General features: G+C 57.1%; 17 protein-coding genes. 8 read left to right on the forward strand and 9 right to left on the reverse strand.

Annotation, left to right across the window (positions count from 1 at the left end):
- Window positions 1–46: 46 nt before the first annotated feature.
- From AB7F49_RS14625 to AB7F49_RS14660, 8 genes are all read right to left on the reverse strand, one after another.
- Window positions 47–964, reverse strand: a complete 918-nt coding sequence (locus AB7F49_RS14625) for a dihydrodipicolinate synthase family protein (RefSeq protein ID WP_428523566.1) — start codon at window positions 962–964, stop codon at window positions 47–49.
- 85 nt (window positions 965–1,049) lie between these two features.
- Window positions 1,050–2,216, reverse strand: a complete 1,167-nt coding sequence (locus AB7F49_RS14630; protein WP_428523514.1) for a M20 aminoacylase family protein — start codon at window positions 2,214–2,216, stop codon at window positions 1,050–1,052.
- A 68-nt stretch (window positions 2,217–2,284) separates the two neighbouring features.
- Window positions 2,285–3,091: an ABC transporter ATP-binding protein gene (locus AB7F49_RS14635; protein ID WP_428523516.1), complete on the reverse strand. Its 807-nt coding sequence runs from the start codon at window positions 3,089–3,091 to the stop codon at window positions 2,285–2,287.
- Window positions 3,088–4,080 (reverse strand): ABC transporter ATP-binding protein, encoded by a 993-nt coding sequence (locus AB7F49_RS14640; protein ID WP_428523518.1) that lies wholly within the window; start codon window positions 4,078–4,080, stop codon window positions 3,088–3,090. The genes AB7F49_RS14635 and AB7F49_RS14640 overlap by 4 nt, the downstream gene beginning before the upstream one ends.
- Window positions 4,077–4,916 (reverse strand): ABC transporter permease, encoded by an 840-nt coding sequence (locus AB7F49_RS14645; protein WP_428523520.1) that lies wholly within the window; start codon window positions 4,914–4,916, stop codon window positions 4,077–4,079. Before AB7F49_RS14645 ends, AB7F49_RS14640 begins: the two co-directional genes overlap by 4 nt.
- A 2-nt stretch (window positions 4,917–4,918) precedes the next feature.
- Window positions 4,919–5,929 carry an ABC transporter permease gene (locus tag AB7F49_RS14650; protein ID WP_428523522.1) on the reverse strand — a complete coding sequence of 337 codons (1,011 nt, stop codon included), beginning with the start codon at window positions 5,927–5,929 and terminating at the stop codon, window positions 4,919–4,921.
- A 27-nt stretch (window positions 5,930–5,956) separates the two neighbouring features.
- Window positions 5,957–7,546 (reverse strand): ABC transporter substrate-binding protein, encoded by a 1,590-nt coding sequence (locus tag AB7F49_RS14655; RefSeq protein ID WP_428523524.1) that lies wholly within the window; start codon window positions 7,544–7,546, stop codon window positions 5,957–5,959.
- Window positions 7,547–7,567: 21 nt separating this feature from the next.
- Complete coding sequence (locus AB7F49_RS14660) at window positions 7,568–9,217, reverse strand: M28 family peptidase (RefSeq protein ID WP_428523526.1); 1,650 nt, start codon at window positions 9,215–9,217, stop codon at window positions 7,568–7,570.
- Between the two features lie 343 nt (window positions 9,218–9,560).
- Here AB7F49_RS14660 and AB7F49_RS14665 point away from each other — a divergent pair, with 343 nt between their 5' ends.
- From AB7F49_RS14665 to AB7F49_RS14700, 8 genes are all read left to right on the forward strand, one after another.
- Window positions 9,561–10,271: a ribonuclease activity regulator RraA gene (locus AB7F49_RS14665; RefSeq protein ID WP_428523568.1), complete on the forward strand. Its 711-nt coding sequence runs from the start codon at window positions 9,561–9,563 to the stop codon at window positions 10,269–10,271.
- 39 nt (window positions 10,272–10,310) lie between these two features.
- On the forward strand, window positions 10,311–11,102 hold the full coding sequence (locus AB7F49_RS14670) for an SDR family NAD(P)-dependent oxidoreductase (protein ID WP_428523528.1): 792 nt from the start codon (window positions 10,311–10,313) through the stop codon (window positions 11,100–11,102).
- Window positions 11,103–11,265: 163 nt separating this feature from the next.
- The gene (locus AB7F49_RS14675) at window positions 11,266–12,015 is read left to right on the forward strand and encodes an SDR family NAD(P)-dependent oxidoreductase (protein ID WP_428523530.1); all 750 of its coding nucleotides are present in this window, start codon (window positions 11,266–11,268) and stop codon (window positions 12,013–12,015) included.
- A 174-nt stretch (window positions 12,016–12,189) separates the two neighbouring features.
- Window positions 12,190–13,257: a TRAP transporter substrate-binding protein gene (locus AB7F49_RS14680; protein ID WP_428523532.1), complete on the forward strand. Its 1,068-nt coding sequence runs from the start codon at window positions 12,190–12,192 to the stop codon at window positions 13,255–13,257.
- Between the two features lie 51 nt (window positions 13,258–13,308).
- Complete coding sequence (locus tag AB7F49_RS14685) at window positions 13,309–15,183, forward strand: TRAP transporter large permease subunit (RefSeq protein ID WP_428523534.1); 1,875 nt, start codon at window positions 13,309–13,311, stop codon at window positions 15,181–15,183.
- 34 nt (window positions 15,184–15,217) lie between these two features.
- Window positions 15,218–16,651: a dihydropyrimidinase gene (hydA, locus tag AB7F49_RS14690; protein WP_428523536.1), complete on the forward strand. Its 1,434-nt coding sequence runs from the start codon at window positions 15,218–15,220 to the stop codon at window positions 16,649–16,651.
- A gap of 46 nt (window positions 16,652–16,697) precedes the next feature.
- The gene (locus AB7F49_RS14695; RefSeq protein ID WP_428523538.1) at window positions 16,698–17,165 is read left to right on the forward strand and encodes a RidA family protein; all 468 of its coding nucleotides are present in this window, start codon (window positions 16,698–16,700) and stop codon (window positions 17,163–17,165) included.
- Between the two features lie 30 nt (window positions 17,166–17,195).
- Window positions 17,196–18,452, forward strand: coding sequence for a hydantoinase/carbamoylase family amidase (locus tag AB7F49_RS14700; RefSeq protein ID WP_428523540.1), 1,257 nt, complete (start codon window positions 17,196–17,198; stop codon window positions 18,450–18,452).
- On the opposite strand, the gene AB7F49_RS14705 is transcribed toward AB7F49_RS14700, so the two are convergent.
- On the reverse strand, window positions 18,377–19,309 hold the full coding sequence (locus tag AB7F49_RS14705) for a LysR family transcriptional regulator (RefSeq protein ID WP_428523542.1): 933 nt from the start codon (window positions 19,307–19,309) through the stop codon (window positions 18,377–18,379). The genes AB7F49_RS14700 and AB7F49_RS14705 overlap by 76 nt on opposite strands.
- Window positions 19,310–19,701 lie beyond the last annotated feature (392 nt).

Below are 19,701 nucleotides of genomic sequence, written 5' to 3' on the forward strand. Positions count from 1 at the left end.
CCCGATGCGGCATCGCTACGCTTCCGCGTAGCGGCGCGCGGTTACGCTACTTCGCTTTGAGAAGACCCCAGCCATTTAAGAGCAAGTGCAGCTGCTCGCTCTGCGCGCTGGATAAAGGCCAGCCCGCCGGGGGCCGTGGTGCGCCGCAATCGTGACCCAGCATCTGAAGGGCAGCCTTCACGACCGAGACGTTCATTCCATTTTGTTCTTGCGCACGGAGCGCCTCAAAGCCCGCAATAAAGCGGATGAGTTCCATGGCCTTGTCGTATTGTCCGGCGGCCAGCGCGGCGTGTATTTCAACGGAGCGTTCCGGCCAGACATTGATCAAGCCGGAGGTGAAACCGCGGGCGCCGACGGCGCAAAGCGGAGGAGCCCATGTTTCAGCAAGTCCGCCCACCCAGACAATGGCGGGGTCAGAGCGTCGAATAGCCTCTGCGAGCCGCATCGGTGTGGGCGCAGCCCATTTGACGCCGACAACTCCTGGAATGGCGCAAAGAGTTTCGATGGCGTCCAGCCCGATACTGTCGTTCCGGAGATAGAGCGTCAGAGGCAGCCCGTCTGCCGCGTCGGCAACGCGCTTAACGTAGTCGACCACGCCTCGCGGCGCGACGAACGGGTCCGGTGGCTGATGAACCATCAGCGCCTTCGCTCCGGCGGAGCAGGAAACCCGCGCAAGCTGGCAGGCATCGTGAATGCTGCGGCCAACGCCCGCCATGAGTGGAACGCGCCCATCAATGATTTCGGCGCTTGCGTGCACGATTGCCTCAGCCTCGGAGGTCGTGAGGCTGTAAAATTCTCCTGTATTGCCGTTGGCAACGAGGACATGCACCCCTGCCGTGATCGCGCGATCCACGATGGGCTTCAGCGGCTTGGAGGAAACGCGATCGTCGCTATCGAAGGGGGTTACGAGAATTCCGGAAATGCCGGTGAGGGCTTCAGACAATGATGTTTTTGCAGGCGTCATAGCAATCTCTTCTTTTGAAGCGGTCAACCGCCGCTGCGTCGTAACGTGAGAGAATCGTTAAATCAAACTTTTCAGAATGCACGGCCTACGCGGAATTTCTCTGCGCCAGTGTGACCCAATACGCCGCGCCGATCGGCATCACATCGTCGTTGAAGTCGAATTGAGGTGTATGCAGTTTGGGCTCGTCTGGCCGTGTGCCTGCTCCAAGAATGATGTAGCTTCCTCTTTTCTTCTCCAGCATGAACGCAAAGTCTTCGGTGCCCGTTGTCGGTTGGGAAAGAGAAAGAACATTATCGGCTGCAACGACCTGTTCGGCGGCATCTTTGGCGATCGCGTTTGCGGAAGAGTCGTTGACGGTTGCGGGATAGGTGCGGCGGAAGACGACGTCTATCGTCGCCCCGAACGTCTTTGCAATTCCGCTCGCGATGCTATGGATGCCGTCTTCCAGTTGCTGGCCGACTTCCGGTTCGAACCAGCGCGCCGTGCCTTTGAGGCGAACGTCCTCCGGAATCACATTGTACGTTTTTCCGCCCTCGATTTGGCAAACGGATACAACTCCGGATTCGACCGGAGAGACGCGGCGCGCAATGAGCGTCTGCAGGGCGGTCACAAGATGGGCGGCGATGATGATCGGGTCATTGCTCCTATTAGGATGAGCCCCGTGGCCGCCGTGCCCCGTGATCTTTATGTCGAATTCCGCCGCCGCCGCGAGCAGTACGCCGTCGCGCCAGAAGAATTTGCCGAACTCCTCGGTCGGTCTGTTGTGCATGCCGAAAACGAGGTCCATCGGAAAGCGCTCAAAAAGACCATCTTCGACCATTAGGCGGCCGCCGCCTTTGCTTTCCTCGGCGGGTTGGAAGATCGCATATACAGTTCCGTTGAAATCCCGATTGGCAGCAAGATATTTCGTCGCGCCAAGCAACATCGCGATATGTCCGTCGTGCCCGCACGCGTGCATGACGCCGGGAGTTTTGGAGGCGTAGGAAAGATTTGTCGCCTCATGAATGGGAAGCGCGTCCATGTCAGCGCGGAACCCGACCGATTTTCCCGGATGTTTTCCTCGGATCACAGCAACCAGACCCGTCTTTCCAATCCCGGTATGGATTTCATCGACACCGAGCGACTTCAAGACCTTTTCGACGAACGCGCTTGTCTGGACTTCCTCGAGCGCAAGCTCCGGGTATTGATGAAGGTGGTGCCGCCACTGACGCATGTCGTCTTGAAGTGAGGCCAAACGATCGACAGTCTTCATGGTTTAGGTCCTTTCGAGGGCCGCAGAGCAAGCGCTATCGTCAACGGCATAGAGATCGATGGGATCGATCAGGGAGGAGATAGGTTGAGGCGCGGTGCGGAGTTGAGGAGACGCTTGGTGTAGTCGTCTTTCGGATTATCGAATATCTCCGCGGCCGGCCCGCTCTCGACGATTTTCCCGGCGCACATGATGCAAACGCGGTCGCTGATCAGGCGTACGACCGAAAGGTCATGTGAGACGAAGATGTAGGTCAAACTGAATCGTTGCCGGAGATCGAGAAGGAGTTGAAGGATAGTGGATTGGATCGAGACATCGAGGCCGGCGGTCGGCTCGTCCAGAATAAGAAGGCGCGACTCCATCATCAGGATACGCGCCAGACTAACGCGACGCTGCTGACCACCGGAGAGTTCATGCGGATAGCGCGGAAGAAATGATTCGTTCAGCCCAACCGCATCAATGATCTGCGCGATATGCTTTTGGCGCTCGGAGCGCGCGCGCATTCCCCGCACGATCAGAGCTTCGTTCAGCGTCCGGCCGACGCTCCACCACGGGTCCAGTGCGGCACCGGCATCCTGATGCAGATATTGGATGCTCTTTCGCGCGATGCGAGCTTTCTGTGGTGAAAGGCCGCTCACGGTTTTTCCATCGAGTATGATCGCGCCGGCGCTTTCTCGCTGCAGACCATGAACTGTCCGGGCCAGCGTTGTTTTCCCGCTGCCGGATTCACCGACAATGCTCAGGATTTCGCCAGGCTGAACGTCAAGCGTGACGGAGTTCACCGCGGTGAAAGCCGTACGGCCGCCGCCGAAGAGGCCGCCGGATGTCGGGAACTCGACCGTCAGATCTTTGACGGAAAGGATGGGAGGCGGGCTCATTGCGTAGCCGCGTCATTTTCTGCGGCATCGTAAAGAATGCAGTTGGCGAGGTGCCCGTTCGCGACTTGGCTCCAGCGCGCCCCACGACGCCCACAATCCGATGTAGCGTGGCTGCAGCGCGGCGAGAACCGGCAGCCTGGCGGAGGATGAAGGGCGGACGGCACGCTGCCCGGAATGCCGACCAGCTTGCGCGCCATGTCGGGATGGCAGGCCAACAGTGCGCGCGTGTAGGGGTGGGCGGGATGATTGAGGACCGACGCCATCGGACCAGACTCGACCGTCTGGCCGGCATACATGACAACGACATCGTCGCAGAGCTCGGCAACGACGCCGAGGTCGTGTGTCACCAGCGTCAGCGCGATCCCGAATTCATCGACAAGTTCGCGAAGCAGAACAAGTATTTCCTTCTGCGTCGTGACATCCAGCGCCGTCGTCGGTTCGTCGGCGAGGATCAGCATCGGAGCGCAGACGAGTGCCGCAGCTATGAGAAGCCGTTGCCGCTGCCCTCCTGAAAACTCGTCCGGATAGCGTTCGAGCGCTTGTTCGGGAGAGGGGATTTGGACGCGCTTGAGGATCGAGAGCAGATGTTTCTTGTTCTGCTCTTCAGAAAACCCATCGCGATGGGTGCGCATGATCTCAAGGATCTGATCGCCAACCGAGAAGACGGGATTGAAGGCGAGATATGGGTCTTGCGGAATGAAACCGATCTTTCTGCCGCGTATGGTGCGGTTGAGGTCGGCTTCGTTCATCGCCAGCAGATTGTCGCCGAGAAGACGGATCTCTCCCTTTTCGACCGTGGCGGTTTCCGGAAGCGTTCCCAGCACGGCGCGTATGATTGTCGATTTTCCGCACCCTGACTCGCCGACCAGACCGACGATCGAACCCTTGCGCACGACAAGATCGGCGAAGTCCAGGATTTTCGCGGTGCCCTCGTCCCCCCGGACCGAGAGCCGAAGCCCTGACACGGCAAGGGCCTGATCCGCCGTCATCGCGACCGCCTCAACTTGGGATCGAGAATGTCGCGCAATCCGTCACCGAGCAGATTGAACCCCAGGACCATGACGAGAATGGCGAGGCCGGGGAACGTCACATACCACCAAGCGTCAGGAAGATAGACCCGGCTTTGCGCGATCATCAGCCCCCAGTCAGGAGATGGCGGTGCGGCGCCCATTCCTAAAAAGCCTAAGACCGCGGCCATGAGGATTGTGAAGCCCAATCCGAGTGTGGCGCGAACGATGAGCGACGACATCATGTTGGGAAGAATATGATAGGCGAGGATGCGCATGCGGTTGGCGCCGATGCCCTGCAGGGCATCGACGAAGAGCGAGGCGCGCAGCCGGCGGGTCTCGTTGAAGACGATGCGTGCGAAGAACGGCCAATATGTGAATGTCAATGCAATCATGGCGCTCCGCAGCGATGCGCCGATGAGTTGCGCGAGCGCCAATGCGAGAATGAGCTGCGGGAGTGACAGAAACACGTCTGTCACGCGCATGATGATGCTCGAAAGCGGACCGCGGGAATAACCTGCGATCAGGCCGAGAGGGACGCCGATCAGCATAGCTCCGCCGACGACGGAGAGCGCGATCCCGAGCGCTCCTCGCGTTCCGAGTAGAATGCGCGAGAGGATGTCGCGTCCAAGATTGTCGGTACCCAAGATGTGCTCGGCGCTCGGCGGCCGAAGGCGCCGCATCAGGTGAGAGGCCGAAGCGTCCTGCGGATACGGTGCGACATACGGACCGATGACGGCGATAATGATGGCAAGCAGCACGATGGCCAAGCCCAGCATTGCCGGCTTGTCCTTGAGCATTTTCTTGACGATGAGCATGCTCAGGCCTTGTGCATCAGGCGATGGTCGACAAGGCCAAGCACGATATCCGTCACCAGGTTGACGGCGATATAGATGACGCCGATGACAAGGGTGCTTGCGAGCATGACCTTGTAGTCCGACGTGAGAATGGCTTGCACAATGTAGCTGCCCATACCGGGCCAATCGAAAATCGATTCGACAACGACCGCGCCGGCAATGAGTGCGCCAAAGAGCAAGCCGATCTGCGTGATCGGCGTGATGAGGGCGTTGCGTAAGGCATATCGCCAGATGAGCCGATCGCGGCGGTAGCCGACCGAGCGCTCATAAAGGACGAAATCTTTCTGCAAGGTCTCGAGCATTGCCGCGCGGGTGAAACGAGCGATCGTGGCCATCGGGCCGAGCGCAAGCGTCAGCGCCGGCAGGATAAGGTGGCGGAGAGCGTCGCCGAGAACGTCCCAGCGGCCCCGCAGAAGACTGTCGACAATGACGGAACCGGTCGGCCCATCCGGGGGTATGACGCCGGACGTCAGTTGTCCGCGAAGCGGCAGCCACCCCAATTTCATTGAGAACAGCAATTGTAACATGATCGCAAGCCAGAAGCTGGCGACGGCGACGCCGGTGGTGGCGAACAAGCGCGTTACAAAATCCGGTGTCTTATTGTGCTGCGTCGCGGCAATCACGCCGAGAATGATGCCGAAGATAGAAGCGAAGATGAGCGCGGAAACCGTCAATTCGAGAGTGGCGGGGAGCCGTTGCGCGATGTCGGTAGCGACATCGCGCTGAGAATAGGCGCTGACGCCGAAGTCCAGCGTGGCGACGTCGTGCAGATACATCGCGAACTGAACATACAGAGGCCGGTCGAAGCCGTATTTTTCCCGGATCGCGGCGACTTGCTCCGGTGTCGCGTTGTCGCCCGCAAGCGCGGCGGCTGGATCGGCGGGTACGGAATAGATTAGGACGAAGGCGAGGACCAGGAGTCCGAACAGGGTTGGTAACGCCATCGCGATTCGGAAAAGAATCGGCTTGAGCATGGCCAGCGTGTCCTAAGGATTGACTGATCAGGTAATCCGAATCCAGCGAAGATCCGCGCCTCCGTTCACCGGCGTGTATCGATAACCGCCGACACGTTTTGAGACGCCGCGTTTCTCAATTTGATTGTAAATCCAGATGTCAACGGAATCAGCGACGATCTCCCGGTTCGCTTGTTCGTAGATGGGCGCCCGCTCCTCTTGCTTCACAAGCGAGCGGGCCTGCTGAAGCAGATCGTCAACTTTCGGATTCTTGTACCAGGATGATGCTTTCCAAGTTCCCCAGAAGCGGCTGTCATACATTTGGCCGAGCCAGTTCTCTGGATCGACAAATGTGGCGCTCACCCAGTGAATCCACATATCGGGGCTGGTCTCGGCTTTGCCTGCCATCGTGCTGATGTTCGTCCAGATGTTCGGAACAATCTTTAGATTGACGCCGACTGTGCTGAGATCGGCCTGAAGCATCTCGGCGGCAATCGAATGCTGCTCGTGCTCGGATTGTGTGTGGATTTCGATCGTTCGCCGCATGGGCGCGCCTTCGGCAACGGCCTTGCGGAAATAGCTTTTTGATTTATCGAGATCGTATTCATATCCCGCGACGTCTGTCGCCGCGCCCCACAAGTTCTTCGGCATAGGTATGGGGTTTCGTTGCGCGCCTCCCTTAAGAACCTCTTTGATAAAGCCGTCATAGTTGAAGGCATGCGCGAAGCAGAGGCGAGCGTTCAAGTTATTAAAGGGCGCCTTGCTGTTGTTCATGCGAATGAGAAACGTCCGGAGTGCGACATGCTCTTCGATTCTTGCGCGTTCGCTTGCCGCAATTCGCTCGACTTGCTCCGCCGTCAGGTTCGAGTCCGTCCAGTCGATTTCACCGTTGAGAAGTGCGAGAACGCGCGTCGACGCCTCGCGGGTCGGACGGAAGAAAACTTTGTCGACAGGTGAGGGATTGTCGGACCATCCGTAGAAATGATCCGGATTCCGTTCGATGTCGATGCGGTTCACAGGAACGTATGTGGCGGGGTTCAGACGAAATGCTCCGGAACCGGCCTCATTGGAGGCGAGCCACGTCGCGCCCCAATCTTTATCCTTTTCATGCGGCGCGATGACGCGCTTGTTGACGATCGGGACCAGCGCCAATGCCGAAAGGAAGGGGCCGCTCGCCGCGTCGAGCTTGAACGCAACGATGTTGGGTGCTTTCGCCGTGATGTTGTTCGATTTCAGGATAGCGCGAAACGCACTTGATGGACCGAGACCAACGCCTAGAACGCGCTGGAAGCTGTAAACGACATCTTCCGCCGTCAGTGCGCTTCCGTCGTGAAATCTGACGCCTTCGCGAAGGGTGAACTCCCACTCGCGGTTGTCGGGTGAGACGGTGTGGCTAAGGGCTAGCCACGGGATCTGCTTGGGAGGATTGTCGACGTATCGATAAAGCGTATCGTAGACATTGGTCGCATATTTGACCATCGGCGGATCGAGAAGCTGATGCGGATCCAGGTTCTTCGGCAGATTCTCCGCACTCGTTATCGATCGGGACCCTTGAGCGAACGTAACAGAAGATGTGCCCGAAGCTGCGGCAGCCGCTGCTGCGAGGAGAGCGAACTGACGCCGAGTGATAGAGTTCATGGTGTCCCTCCGAACAAAAGGCTAGGTCAATATCTTCAGCGTGTTCTCAATCGTTGCGCGCGCGTCCGTCAGAGCGTCGGCGACGCGATTGCGTGCGCGCAAGACCTGCGTTCGAAGTGTTTGATATTCCTCTGATGACTTATCGAGCGATGCGAGCGTCGCGATATCATAGAGGCACGGGATGACGGTCGTTTGCGGCGTGTAGCCGTATGGATCTTGCCCGTAGGCGCCGATAGCTGAGCTCGCGATCGGAACGAGACGGCGGGACAGCATCTTCATGCCGTTGTTCAGGATATCCGCCGCCGCCTGTTCTTTGTGTCCGGCGTGATATCGCGCGGCCCATTGATCGGTTGTTTTCTTGAGGCGCGCCGCGTCGGTGCGCAACGCGGCCGCTTCCGAAATCGTTGCGTCGAGCCCGAGCGAAGGGTCGACTTTGGCCAGTTCGCGCAGACGCTCTTCGAGGTCCGCTACCGAACATGTGAAGTCGTAAGGAAGAATTTTGGCCGTGCAGAGCCGCCAGAGATAGCTGGCATAAATACGAAGATGCACCTCCATGTAATCCCAATCCAGCTTGTCATAGGTGTTTTGGATTGAGTGGTGCCACCAGCCGAGTGTGGCCTGTGCGCTTTTGGCGAGCTCTTCGTCGGTATAGGTGCCTTCGCCGCTCAGCGTCGGCAAGCCGACGCCGAAGAAAGAGCGATCTCCATTCTTGAGGGCGCGTCGCCACAAGGCTTTCCGGCCCTGAAGAAGAGGCGCTTCAACCTCCTGATGGAAGGACCGCAGTTCCGCGCTCGAAGACGTTTTCCAGAGTGTGGTGCCGAGGCAGGCCGGTTGATCAATCTGGAAATAGGCGACGGCGTTTCGGCGCAGCCTGTCCCAATTATTATCGGCGAACCATGTCGATCCGATCATCGTGCCGGTTTCGTGGCCCGGCCACAGCCCGATCACCACCCCACGTTCAAGTTCGTCGCGGCGCGCATTGATGGCGCGTGCAATTTCGAGAACGCACGAACTGCCCGCCGCATTGTCGGTTGCCTGTTCGCCGGGCCAGGAATCCTGATGTCCGCCGAAGAGAACGAAGTCGTCGCTTCGCGGCGAGGATATTTCTCCCGTCGTCAGGTGGACCGGGCGCCAGCCGTTCTCGACGTTGGCCTGAACGCGCACCTCCAACGAATGCTGGCGAAGCATGTCGCGCAGCTTTAGGCCATCCTTACGCGAGATGCCGACGCATGGGAGAGTGGGCATTTCGTTTTTAAGCGTGTCGGGGGTGGGATTGCCCCAAGCAGGCTTCACCGATCCGAACGGGAGGGCTTCGTTCTCCGGGTGCCCCCAGTTCATCATCACGCAGCCGATGGCGCCTTTGAGTGCGGCGATGCGTTGCTTCTCTTGCCGCGCCGGGCTGTAGGACAATTCCAGCAAGACGATCTTACCGCGCACGTCGTGACCCTGGTAGTCCGCGAATGCGCCGCTCCCAAGATCGATGAGCGTGCCGGTGATACCGTTCTGACCGGTTGGGCAGGAGTGGCCGGACGTCCAGGCTTCAATGCTCCAGTCGACACCGCTGAGGACGTCGACGCGTCCGGCTTCCGGGAAGCTGACCAAGCCGGGCAACTCGATAACGCGCGCCGGGATTCCAGCGTCATTGAGCGATGCGCAACTGTATTCCGCCATGCGTCGACCATTCTCAGATCCTGCTAGGCGTGACGGGATGTTTTTTGTGATGTGGCGAACGTGAGTCTGAACGTTCTTGACGGAGGCGTCGTCTTTCATCGCTTCAATGCTCCACGCATGCTCGCTTCAGGGTATCTAAAAATATGTAAATCTGACTGTCAACTAAACTCGTGAAATTTATTTGAGAGGTCGAAAATTTGTTGCGGGGGCAGCGTTTGTGCAGTGCAGGGCGGGCGTAATCGTGCGGTGGACTCTAGTGCCTTTTTTCTACATGTATATTGGATTTACAAGTAAGGGGTTATCTGCTTTAACGAGGACTTGTTCGTTAGCGTCGAGAAAGAAGATGAAGCCCGAAACCCGTAAAGCGTTTTGCAATGGAAGTGTCGCGACGATATCGACCGCGCTCTACAAGCGAGGTTTCCGAAACCAAGTGATCCAGGACGTGCACCCTCTCGGTTCGTCTGGCGGCAACATGGTGGGAGAAGCATTTACGCTGCGCTACATTCCCGCACGCGAAGATCTCAATCCGCTGCATGTCTTTCAGGACAGGGCGCATCCGCAGCGGAGAGCCGTCGAGGAGTGTCCCGCGGGGAGCGTGCTGATGATCGATAGCCGCGGAGATCCGAGAGCGGCTTCAGCGGGAGCGATTCTGATCTCGCGCTTGATGATGCGCGGCGTTGCGGGAGTTGTGACAGATGGCGGATTTCGCGACTCTCCCGATATCTCGAAGCTGAAGTTCGCTTCCTATCACCGACGCCCGTCCGCTCCGACAAATCTCACGCTGCATCAGGCGCTCGACATCAACGTGCCGATTGGGTGCGGTGGCGCGCCAGTGTGGCCAGGCGACCTCGTCATCGGCGATGCCGAGGCTGTCATCGTTGTTCCAGCGTCTCTCGCGGACGAGGTCGCACAAGAGGTGGCTGAAATGACCGCCTTTGAAACTTTCGTGGAAGAGAAGGTTTTGGAAGGACGGTCGATCTTGGGGCTCTACCCCGCCACGGACCCCAACACGATGGTCGAATTCTCTGCTTGGCGCGAAGCGCGACGGAGCTAAGCGCCTTTTCGAGATTTCGTTCTTTGATGAGAAGGTAAGATGCAAAAAGATTGGCGTAGACTCTGCGGCAAACGCGCGATCGTTACGGGTGCGGCGCGTGGTATCGGCCGCGCCATCGCCGCGCTTTTCTCGGAGCATGGTGCGTCGGTAGCGTGTTTCGACCTTGATGAATCCGCGATGACTTCGTCGGAGGCGCCGAAGATCGATCGTGACGGAAACCTCATCGTCCAAGGCGATGCGACGAGCGAGGCCGATATCCGTCGGGCGGTGGAGCGCACCATAGAGAGCTTCGGCGGCGTGGATATCCTGGTCAACAATGTCGGCTTGAGTACCCGAGGGACCATTGAGGAAACGGCGGAACAGGACTGGGACAGAGTCAGTCTCAACACCAAGTGCATCTATTTGGCGTCGCGCTTGGTCCTCCCGCACTTCCGTAAGGCAGGCGGCGGCGTCATCATCAATATTGGTTCGGGAGCAGGAGTGCGCGGTTTTCCTGGCGCCGCCGCTTATGGAACGTCAAAGGCCGGCGTCATCGCTCTCACGCAACTGATGGCCATGGATCATGGCAAGGACCGTGTAAGGGTCAATTGTGTTTGTCCGGGCCTAACCGACACGGAAATTTCGCGGCGCAACCGGCTGCGTGAGGCCGGCAAGACTGGAAAGAGCCTCGATCAAGTCACGCAGGAGATGCTTCCGCGATACCCGCTCGGTCGCATCGGGCAGCCGATCGACACAGCCTATGCGGTGCTGTTTCTTGCGTCAGACGAAGCGTCATGGATTTCGGGGACAACCCTTATGGTCGATGGCGGACGCTGTGCCGGCGCGTATTGAACCATCGCGTGCGTCAGGCCGTACTTCGCCGGCACGACAAAGCGCAGGCGACAAAATATTCTTGGTTTTATGGAAGCTTGGCCCGAGATTGCGCCGCTTGAGCTGATCGAAAGTTGAGCGGTCTCTGAGGCCCTAGTTTTCGCGACTTGCGAGTGGAGGGGAGATGGCAAAGACCGTTCTGGTGACGGGGGGAACACGCGGCATCGGGGAGGCTATTTGCAGGCTTGCCGGTGCGCGAGGATATCGTGTCGCCCTGAATTACCCGGACGCCTCGCAGGCCGAGCGTGCGGATGTCATCGTTCATGAGGTCGAGCGAGCCGGAGGTAGCGCTCGGGCGTTCGTGGCGGATGTCCGATCGAAGCCGGAGGTCGAAGCGATGTTCGGCGAAATCGACCGGAGCTTAGGGAGGATTTCAGCGCTCGTGAACAATGTCGGGGGCGGAACAGATCCGGTTGAAATTCCCGACATGGGCGACGCATATATTGCTGGTATCGTAGCGAAGAATTTCCTGAGCATGGCATACTGCTCTACGGAAGCCGCCAAACGGATGTCGTCGCGATGCGGCGGAGAAGGCGGCGTCATTGTGAACATTTCGTCCACGGCTGCGGTCTATCTCGATCGCCCGGGACGCACGATCTATGCCGCTTCAAAGGGCGCGATCGAGAGCTATACGCGGGGGGCCGCGCGTGAGTTGGCCGATGCGAATATCAGAGTGAACGCTGTTCGTGTTGGAATCATCGATACGCCGACGCATGACGTGCGAGACGATGAGATGCAGGCGCGCATCCGGCGGACGGTCCCGCTGAAGCGGGCGGGGCGTCCGGAAGAGGTGGCTGCGACAGTGATGTTCCTACTGTCGGATCAGGCATCGTACATAACGGGAGAGGTGGTAGCGACCTCGGGGGGCCGATGACTCCAACGCAAAAGTTGGAGAACGTCTGACGCGCTTTCGGTATCGCCGATTGCGTCCGGCTTTCGCTGAAAACCCATCGGGCGCAATTTCTTATGAAATAAGCCATCTGCAATATGTAAGTCGTTATTTGTATCACTGATGCCTCACTGAGATATTGGACATATCGATGTAGCAATGCAACCTTTCCAGCTTCTAGAAACTGCTTTGGGGGCATCGGCTGTGTCTTTTGAGAGACGGGTAAGAAATAGAATCACCCTGCCGCTCGTTTTATTGGCGGGTCTTTCGTTCGCGGCAAGCAATGCCAGAGCCGCGCCCATAGAGCTTCGATTTGGCGCCGGATACGCGCAAGGTGAGCTTCTCTCAAAGCCCATAGAGAAGTTCGCCGACCTTATTAAAGAGAAAAGTAAGGGCGAAATTTCTCCGCGCGTCTTTTATCAGTCTCTCGGCACGGAACAGCAGCTGACGCAGTCGGTAATGAGCGGCACCGTCGACATCGGAGAACTGGCGAACGGCAACGCCTCTCGGTTTACGAATGCTTTTCTCGTTTACGATCTACCGTTCCTTTTCAAGAAGTACGATAATCTTATTAGCTCCCTGGATTCTGAGCCGGGTCGAAAAGTCATTGCTCAGTTCGAAAAGGACCTGGGTGTCAAATATCTATTTGCGATCAGCAACGCTGTAGGACGCGACGTACAGACCCGTGCGAAGTCATTGAAAACACCGGCCGATATCAAAGGCCTGAAGATTCGTGTTGTCAGTTCGCCAATCGATCTGGCGACATTCAAGGCGTGGGGTGCAAATCCAGCACCGGTGGATACTTCGCAGGTTTACTCTGCCACGCAGCAGGGTGTCGTGGATGGTGTTCAATTTCCATTGACGTTTTTACTGACGTCGAAGCTCTACGAAGTGGTGAAGTATAGTATAAGCATCGAGTACCAGGCAGCAACCGAGCTGGTGTTTATGAATGCTAAGAAATTCACCAGCCTTTCTCCGGCGCATCAGGCGGTCCTACTTGACGCTGCCAAAGAAACCCAAGCATGGGGCATCATTGCTGCGAGAGAGCTTGCGGAGAAGGCCGTGAAGGAGATGGCTGCGCACGGCCTGGTTATTCATAAGCCGACGCCGGAGGAATACAATCAATGGGCGGCAGTTCGCGAGAAGGTCTGGGAAGAGGTTGCCAAGCAGCAGAGCGGCAAGATCGACCTCGAACTCGCGCGCGCCATTTATGCGCAACAGCCATAATCCGATCGGATATTTAAAAGGCACCCTGCCGTGTCAGAGCAGAATGTAGCTGTGGAATCGGGCGTCGAAAGTCCGCCGCTTCTCTTTAGGCGGACCATTCAAGCGGCGAGCGATTACGTGGATGCAGCTATTCAAGCGTTGTGCATTGCTGCAACAGCAAGTTTCGCCCTTGTCATGCTTCTGGGTGTGGTCTTTCGCTACACCCTGAACATGCCGCTTTACTGGTCGGATGAGGTCGCGCTGATTCTGTTTATATGGGCGGCGTTTCTCTCCATTGCGACTGGATACCGTCACGATCAGCATATTCGAATCGATATGCTTATCGAACGGCTGACGCCGGTATGGCGATCCCGCGTTGCTGTCGTTGCCGAAGGCCTCGCGGGAGGATACCTCCTCTGCCTTCTCGTATCGGCCGTGTCGAGTTGGGAATTTTTCTATCGGTCGAGAACGGACGCGTTGCAAATATCGATGACTTGGGCGTTTGCTGCCGTCCTCTTGGCGGCTGCAGTTATGCTCATTCATTGGGCTCAGCGCATATGTGATTGGCACCCGGCGACCATTAGCATGGTTGCCGCGATTGGAATGTTGTTTTTTCTAATTAGCTATTTTCATGCGGCGTCCTTCGTCGACGGCACCGCGATTCAAGCCATCGTACTCACCATTGTCTTCTTCGGATCGCTGCTCATGGGGCTTCCCGTTGCTTTCGTGATCGGCTTGTTCGCGACAAGCTATCTGGGCATGTCGCATTCCGTCAGCTTCGAAACGATCGCGTCGCAGATGTTCTACGGCACGAACACGGTTGTGTTGATGGCGATTCCGCTGCTGATCCTCGCGGGCGGAATCATGCATGCCGGGGGTGTTGCCGCGCGGCTCGTCGCCTTTGCGCAGGTGCTGGTCGGTCGGATTCGTGGAGGCCTTGGGTCTTCCAACGTGCTCGCGAGCTATATTTTTGGCGACATCTCGGGATCGTCCGTATCCGATACAGCGGCGATTGGTGCTCTCATGATTCCAGAGATGAAAAAGCGGGGGTATCAACCTGCGTTTTGTGCGGCGCTGCAAGGCGCGGCCGGAACTCTCGGTATGATGGCGCCGTTGTCCATCACCATTCTCCTGTATGCCTCAGCCATCAACATCTCCATCGGTCGTCTTGCAGTGGCAACCATCGTTCCAGCGACGCTAGTGATGCTGAGCTTCATGCTTTATGCAATATGGCACGGCCGTCGGTTTAATTACCCGAAGGAGGCAACTCCTCTGCGAGAGGTCGGGCCTCGTATTCTAGCGGCTTTGCCCGGTCTCGGTGCCTTGGTATTGATCATTGGTGGCATTCTTGGGGGAGTGTTCACACCAGCTGAAGTCGGTGTGATTCTGCTCGTATATGTGCTGCTGCTTACGATCGTCTTTCAACGGTCCATTAAGTGGCGCGATGTTGCGGGCCTGACTCTGGAAGCGGCTTTTATAAGCGGCATGACGCTTCTCCTGGTGGGAAGCTCTAATTTTCTTGGTTTCATTCTCGCATTGAACGAGGGCGGTGCGCATCTCATCAATCTTTTCTCGGGCGTAGCCGATAGCCGATACGCAATTCTTGCGGGCGTGACCATTGTCTTCATTGTGCTCGGCATGTTTCTGGAAGCGCCCGCGATCATTTTTGGCTTTCTGCCGTCCTTTCTGCCCTTGCTCCATCACGCGAAGATTGACCCGATTCATTGGGGCGTTCTCTTCGTGATCAATATGGGGCTTGGAATGATCGTTCCGCCCATCGCGGTGAATCTCTTTGTGTCGACAAAGCTCGCGGGCGTGACTTATGAGGCGGCGGTACGCGCGGCGTTTCCGTTCATGGTGGTCATGACGATAGATCTCGCGATCGTGGCTATTTTCCCGTCAATCGCCTTGACCTTGCCGCGCCTTATCTTTGGTTATCCGTTCTAACTCGCGCATTTAGGCATTTGAGATAAGAGGAAGTATGTCGGAGTTTGATCTGATTATCCACGGTGGAACGGTGGCGACAGCGGCCGATACGTCCGGATGCGACATCGGCGTGAAAGGAGGAAAAATCGTTGCGCTTGCAGATCACCTTGCAGGAGCGTCCCGGAAAATAGATGCGCGCGGGAAAATTGTCACACCCGGCGGCATCGATGGGCATTGTCATATCGCGCAACTGACGGCCAACGGTGTGTGGAGCGCCGACGATTTCAAATCGGGCAGCTTGTCTGCCGTCTTTGGAGGCACCACGACGATTATTCCGTTCGCAGCGCAGAATCACGGCGAATCCCTGCGGCAGGTTGTCGATGCCTATCACAAATCTGCAGACGGTCAGTCAATCATCGACTACGCGTTCCATCTTATAGTGTCAGATCCGACACCGCAGGTGCTCGGCCAAGAACTGCCGGCACTGATCCGTAATGGGTATACTTCACTTAAGGTATACCTCACTTACGCGGCGCGTAAGCTCACCGATCATCAGATGCTGGACGTTCTCGCCGTTGCGCGGCGTGAAGGTGCGCTCGTGATGGTTCATGCTGAAAATAATGACGCTATCGAGTGGCTTACGGAGAGGCTTCTTGAAGCAGGTAAGACCGAGCCAAAGTACATGCCGCTTGCCCACACGATGGCGACGGAACGGGAAGCGACGCACCGTGCCATAACACTGGCGGAGATAGCGGATGTCCCCATTCTGATCGTCCACGTGTCAGGCCGCGAGGCGGCGGAGCAAGTGGCTTGGGGCCGCAACAAGGGACTCAAGATTTTTGCGGAAACATGCCCGCAATATCTGTTTCTCACGGAAGACGACTTTGATAAGGAGCATTTTCACGGCGCGAAGTTTATGTGCAGCCCACCGCCACGTGACAAGGCAAACCAGGAAGTGATTTGGCGTGGGTTGCAAAACGGGCTCTTTCACATCGTCTCGTCCGATCACGCGCCTTATCGTTTCGACAAGACAGGCAAGATGTTCAATGGCGACAATCCGCCGTTCCCGAAGGTGCCGAACGGTATTCCTGGCCTCGAGACACGAATGCCGCTGCTATTTTCCGCGGGTGTGAGCGAAGGGCGCATATCGCTGAATGAGTTCGTAGCGCTGACGTCGACCAATGTTGCGAAGCTTTACGGGCTTTATCCGCGTAAGGGCACGATTGCGATCGGAAGCGATGCGGACCTCGTTGTTTGGGATCCTGAGCGCCGCGTGACTATCGATAACGCACTGCTGCATCACAATGTAGACTATACGCCGTATGAGGGAATAACGGTTCGGGGGTGGCCGGACATCGTTATCTCACGCGGTGATATTGTTTGCGACCACGGTAAGCTGACGGCCCCCCATGGTCGCGGCGTGTTCCTACCATGCGAACGATCTTCGTTGGCTGGGTCTGTGGGACATGGCGCTGTCGGTGCAGGCTGACATCGCGTCGCAGAGAACATCTGCTGGTTGAGGAGAGAGTACGCCCATGCCGGGTCGCGTTGACGCACGCCTTAAAGAACTAGACATCGATTTACCGCAACCGAGCACGCCTGGCGGCAGCTTTTTGCCGACAAAGCGTGTGAACAATCTTTTATTTGTGTCGGGCCAGATTCCTTGGTGGAACGGCGAGCGAAAGTACGTCGGAAAGTTGGGGCTGGACTTCGATGTCGAGCAAGGTGTGGCGGCGGCACGCCTTTGCGGTTTGAATATTTTAGCTCATGCAAAAAGCGCATTGAAGGGTGATCTCGACCTCATCGTTGGCTGTGTTCGCCTCGGCGGCTTTGTCAATGCGACGGCGGGTTTTTTGAACCCTCCGTTGGTCGTCAACGGGGCATCCAATCTCATGATTGAAATATTTGGCGAGGCGGGCCGGCATGTGCGGACCGCTGTTGGGACAAATGTTCTGCCCGGCAATGTGGCGGTGGAAGTCGAAGCGCTCTTCGAGGTGAGCTGACTGCCCGGCAATCGAACGATGGAGGGCAACGTGCCGAAGATTAGCCCGGACCGACTTCTGTCTGACCTCAAGCGTGCCTCGGAGTTCGGGCGCTATAAGACGGGCGTTCATCGTCCTACATATTCGCCTCAAGATATGGATGCTCGGCGCTGGCTGGTCGCCGAGCTGCAGAAAGCAGGTTTAGATGCGAGTATCGATGGCATCGGAACTGTGCTTGGGCGGTCGCGGCGAGAAGGTCGCCGCCTTCTCATTGGCTCACATCTGGAGTCGCAAAATTATGCAGGGCGGCTTGACGGCACACTAGGCGTTATTTTTGGGCTCGAAGTCGCGCGGGCCTTCGCTGACGACCCAAAGTCACGCCATATGCCGATCGATGTTGGAGCGTGGGCCGACGAGGAAGGTCATTTTGGGTCTTTGATCGGAAGCCGATCTTTCTGCGGTGAGCTTTCCGACGACGAGATCGCGCAGCTAAAGAATAAGCACGACGGGACGAAGCTGACGACTGCGTTGGAGGCCGCGGGGCTTCAGGGCATACCGCGTTTCCGACTAGTGCCAGCCCAGTACGTTGGCTACTTGGAAGCACATATCGAGCAGGGAGGCGTCCTGGAAAATAAAGGCCTGCAGATCGGTATCGTCACCAGCATCGTTGGAAATTGGCAGTACCGCGTCACGGTTCATGGCGAGCAAAATCACGCAGGCACGACTCCTATGTTCCTTCGAAAAGATGCCGCTGCAACATTGGTCGATCTCTGTCATGCGATAGAATCTGAATTTCCTAAGTTTGCGACCCCCACCACTGTGTGGACCGTGTGCCGTTTAACGCTTGATCCGGGCGCCCCGCACATCGTCCCCGGGCAAGCCGAGATGCTGTTCCAATTCCGCGACTCCTCTCAAGAGAGGTTGCGATCGATGGAGAAGCGCCTCCTTCAACTCGTCGATGAGAGAAACGATCGTGGTCCTTGCCGCATTACAATTGAGACAATGTCGCGTTCAACTCCGAGCGTGATGGCACCGGATTTTCAAGCCATTCTCGAAGAAAGCGCGGAACTGCATGCACCTTCGCGGCATATGCGCATGCCGAGCGGTGCCGGGCATGATGCCCAGATTTTTGCACGTCATCTGCCGGCATGCATGCTTTTCGTCCCGAGTATTGGTGGGATTAGTCACGATATTCGTGAGGATACATCCGACGACGATATCGTGATGGGCTGTCAGGTCGTTGCCACTGCGGCTTTCGAAATTTTGTCGTTATGTGACGGAGCACAAGCGACTGTGCGAGCGATATGAAGAAAGTTTCTTAGAACTGGCGATCGATCTCGTTCAGAGAAGGCGATGCCCGCTTCAATACAGAGCGGCGAATCGGCAATGCTTATGCACTTTACGTCGCGCCGTACAACTGCGCCGACGGAGGCAGCCTGTAAGGACACGCCAAGCCCGCCCGCGACCAGCGCAAGTGCGGTCTGAATAGTCTCTACGAGCTGGACCGGCTCGTAGGTAAAGCCGCCGTATTCTCGGCACAAGCTTGAGAGAAGATCGAAATACGCGGGAGCTAGCCATCGCGGAAAGCCTACGAGTCGATGCTGCCCGAGATCGCGAAAGCGGATCGTTCGTCGCGAGGCAATTGCATGATCCAAAGGCACGATGGCGACGAGACGCTCGCGTGAAATCGTTATGGCTTGTATCGATGGTTGTTTGACGGGCAATCGGATGATGGCGGCATGTAATCTTCGAGCCTTTATTTCTTCTAGTAGAGCAACCGTACTCGCTGATCGCAGAGAAAGTCGAACCCGCGGTGCTTGGGCGCGAAGTTTTGATAGAATGCTTGGCAGGATGTCAAAATCGGCTGGAGGAGCATGACCGAGTCTGAGTTCACCGGCTTCCCCGCTATCAGCTTCGCGAAGCTCGTCAGAGATCTTTTCCAACTCTTGAAGAACGACCTGAGCGCGATTTAGCAAAATCTCGCCAGCAGGAGTTAATCGGACTTCCCGTCGATTGCGGATAAAGAGCTGAACGCCAAGTTCCCGCTCAAAAGCCTGAATCTGTTGACTGAGAGGTGGTTGTGACATCTTCAGTCGTATTGCTGCCCTCCCAAAATGAAGCTCTTCAGCGACCGCCATAAAATATTTTAACTTGCGTGTATCCACTCGGCATCCTCCGAGACGCATAGGTTGCTGTCTTATAGCTGGTGTACGTAAGAATGATATCTGTTCATATTCTTCCGGTGGTACTGATGGCGCAATTCCGCGACTCGAATGCCTTCCAGCCGCAAATGCGCCGTCGCCGGCGCATTTGCGGCTGATTTGATCGGCGTGATTGGATTCAGCAGCAGTCTTCCAGTCCGGCGGCTTACTCATACGAGCCATCATGATGGCCCCGTCGATATGCGCCCCCCTCGCCGAAATCGAGGTGTTCAGCCACTACCCCAGATCGGTAGTCGAGGTGCAGGCGAGCATCGGTGAGATTCTCAGGGAGGGGCCTTTTGATCCCAAGATTTCCAAGTAGGTGCTCAAGTAGCCCACATTCCACTCGACTTCGT

The sequence above is a fragment of the Pseudorhodoplanes sp. genome, from assembly GCF_050250235.1.
Taxonomy (GTDB): Bacteria; Pseudomonadota; Alphaproteobacteria; order Rhizobiales; family Xanthobacteraceae; genus Pseudorhodoplanes.

Excerpts from the sequence above, each read along its gene's own strand:
- AB7F49_RS14625 (WP_428523566.1), bottom strand. The coding sequence starts at position 964 with ATGACGCCTGCAAAAACATCATTGTCTGAAGCCCTCACCGGCATTTCC.
- AB7F49_RS14630 (WP_428523514.1), bottom strand. The coding sequence starts at position 2,216 with ATGAAGACTGTCGATCGTTTGGCCTCACTTCAAGACGACATGCGTCAG.
- AB7F49_RS14635 (WP_428523516.1), bottom strand. The coding sequence starts at position 3,091 with ATGAGCCCGCCTCCCATCCTTTCCGTCAAAGATCTGACGGTCGAGTTC.
- AB7F49_RS14640 (WP_428523518.1), bottom strand. The coding sequence starts at position 4,080 with ATGACGGCGGATCAGGCCCTTGCCGTGTCAGGGCTTCGGCTCTCGGTC.
- AB7F49_RS14645 (WP_428523520.1), bottom strand. The coding sequence starts at position 4,916 with ATGCTCATCGTCAAGAAAATGCTCAAGGACAAGCCGGCAATGCTGGGC.
- AB7F49_RS14650 (WP_428523522.1), bottom strand. The coding sequence starts at position 5,929 with ATGCTCAAGCCGATTCTTTTCCGAATCGCGATGGCGTTACCAACCCTG.
- AB7F49_RS14655 (WP_428523524.1), bottom strand. The coding sequence starts at position 7,546 with ATGAACTCTATCACTCGGCGTCAGTTCGCTCTCCTCGCAGCAGCGGCT.
- AB7F49_RS14660 (WP_428523526.1), bottom strand. The coding sequence starts at position 9,217 with ATGGCGGAATACAGTTGCGCATCGCTCAATGACGCTGGAATCCCGGCG.
- AB7F49_RS14665 (WP_428523568.1), top strand. The coding sequence starts at position 9,561 with ATGAAGCCCGAAACCCGTAAAGCGTTTTGCAATGGAAGTGTCGCGACG.
- AB7F49_RS14670 (WP_428523528.1), top strand. The coding sequence starts at position 10,311 with ATGCAAAAAGATTGGCGTAGACTCTGCGGCAAACGCGCGATCGTTACG.
- AB7F49_RS14675 (WP_428523530.1), top strand. The coding sequence starts at position 11,266 with ATGGCAAAGACCGTTCTGGTGACGGGGGGAACACGCGGCATCGGGGAG.
- AB7F49_RS14680 (WP_428523532.1), top strand. The coding sequence starts at position 12,190 with ATGCAACCTTTCCAGCTTCTAGAAACTGCTTTGGGGGCATCGGCTGTG.
- hydA (WP_428523536.1), top strand. The coding sequence starts at position 15,218 with ATGTCGGAGTTTGATCTGATTATCCACGGTGGAACGGTGGCGACAGCG.
- AB7F49_RS14695 (WP_428523538.1), top strand. The coding sequence starts at position 16,698 with ATGCCGGGTCGCGTTGACGCACGCCTTAAAGAACTAGACATCGATTTA.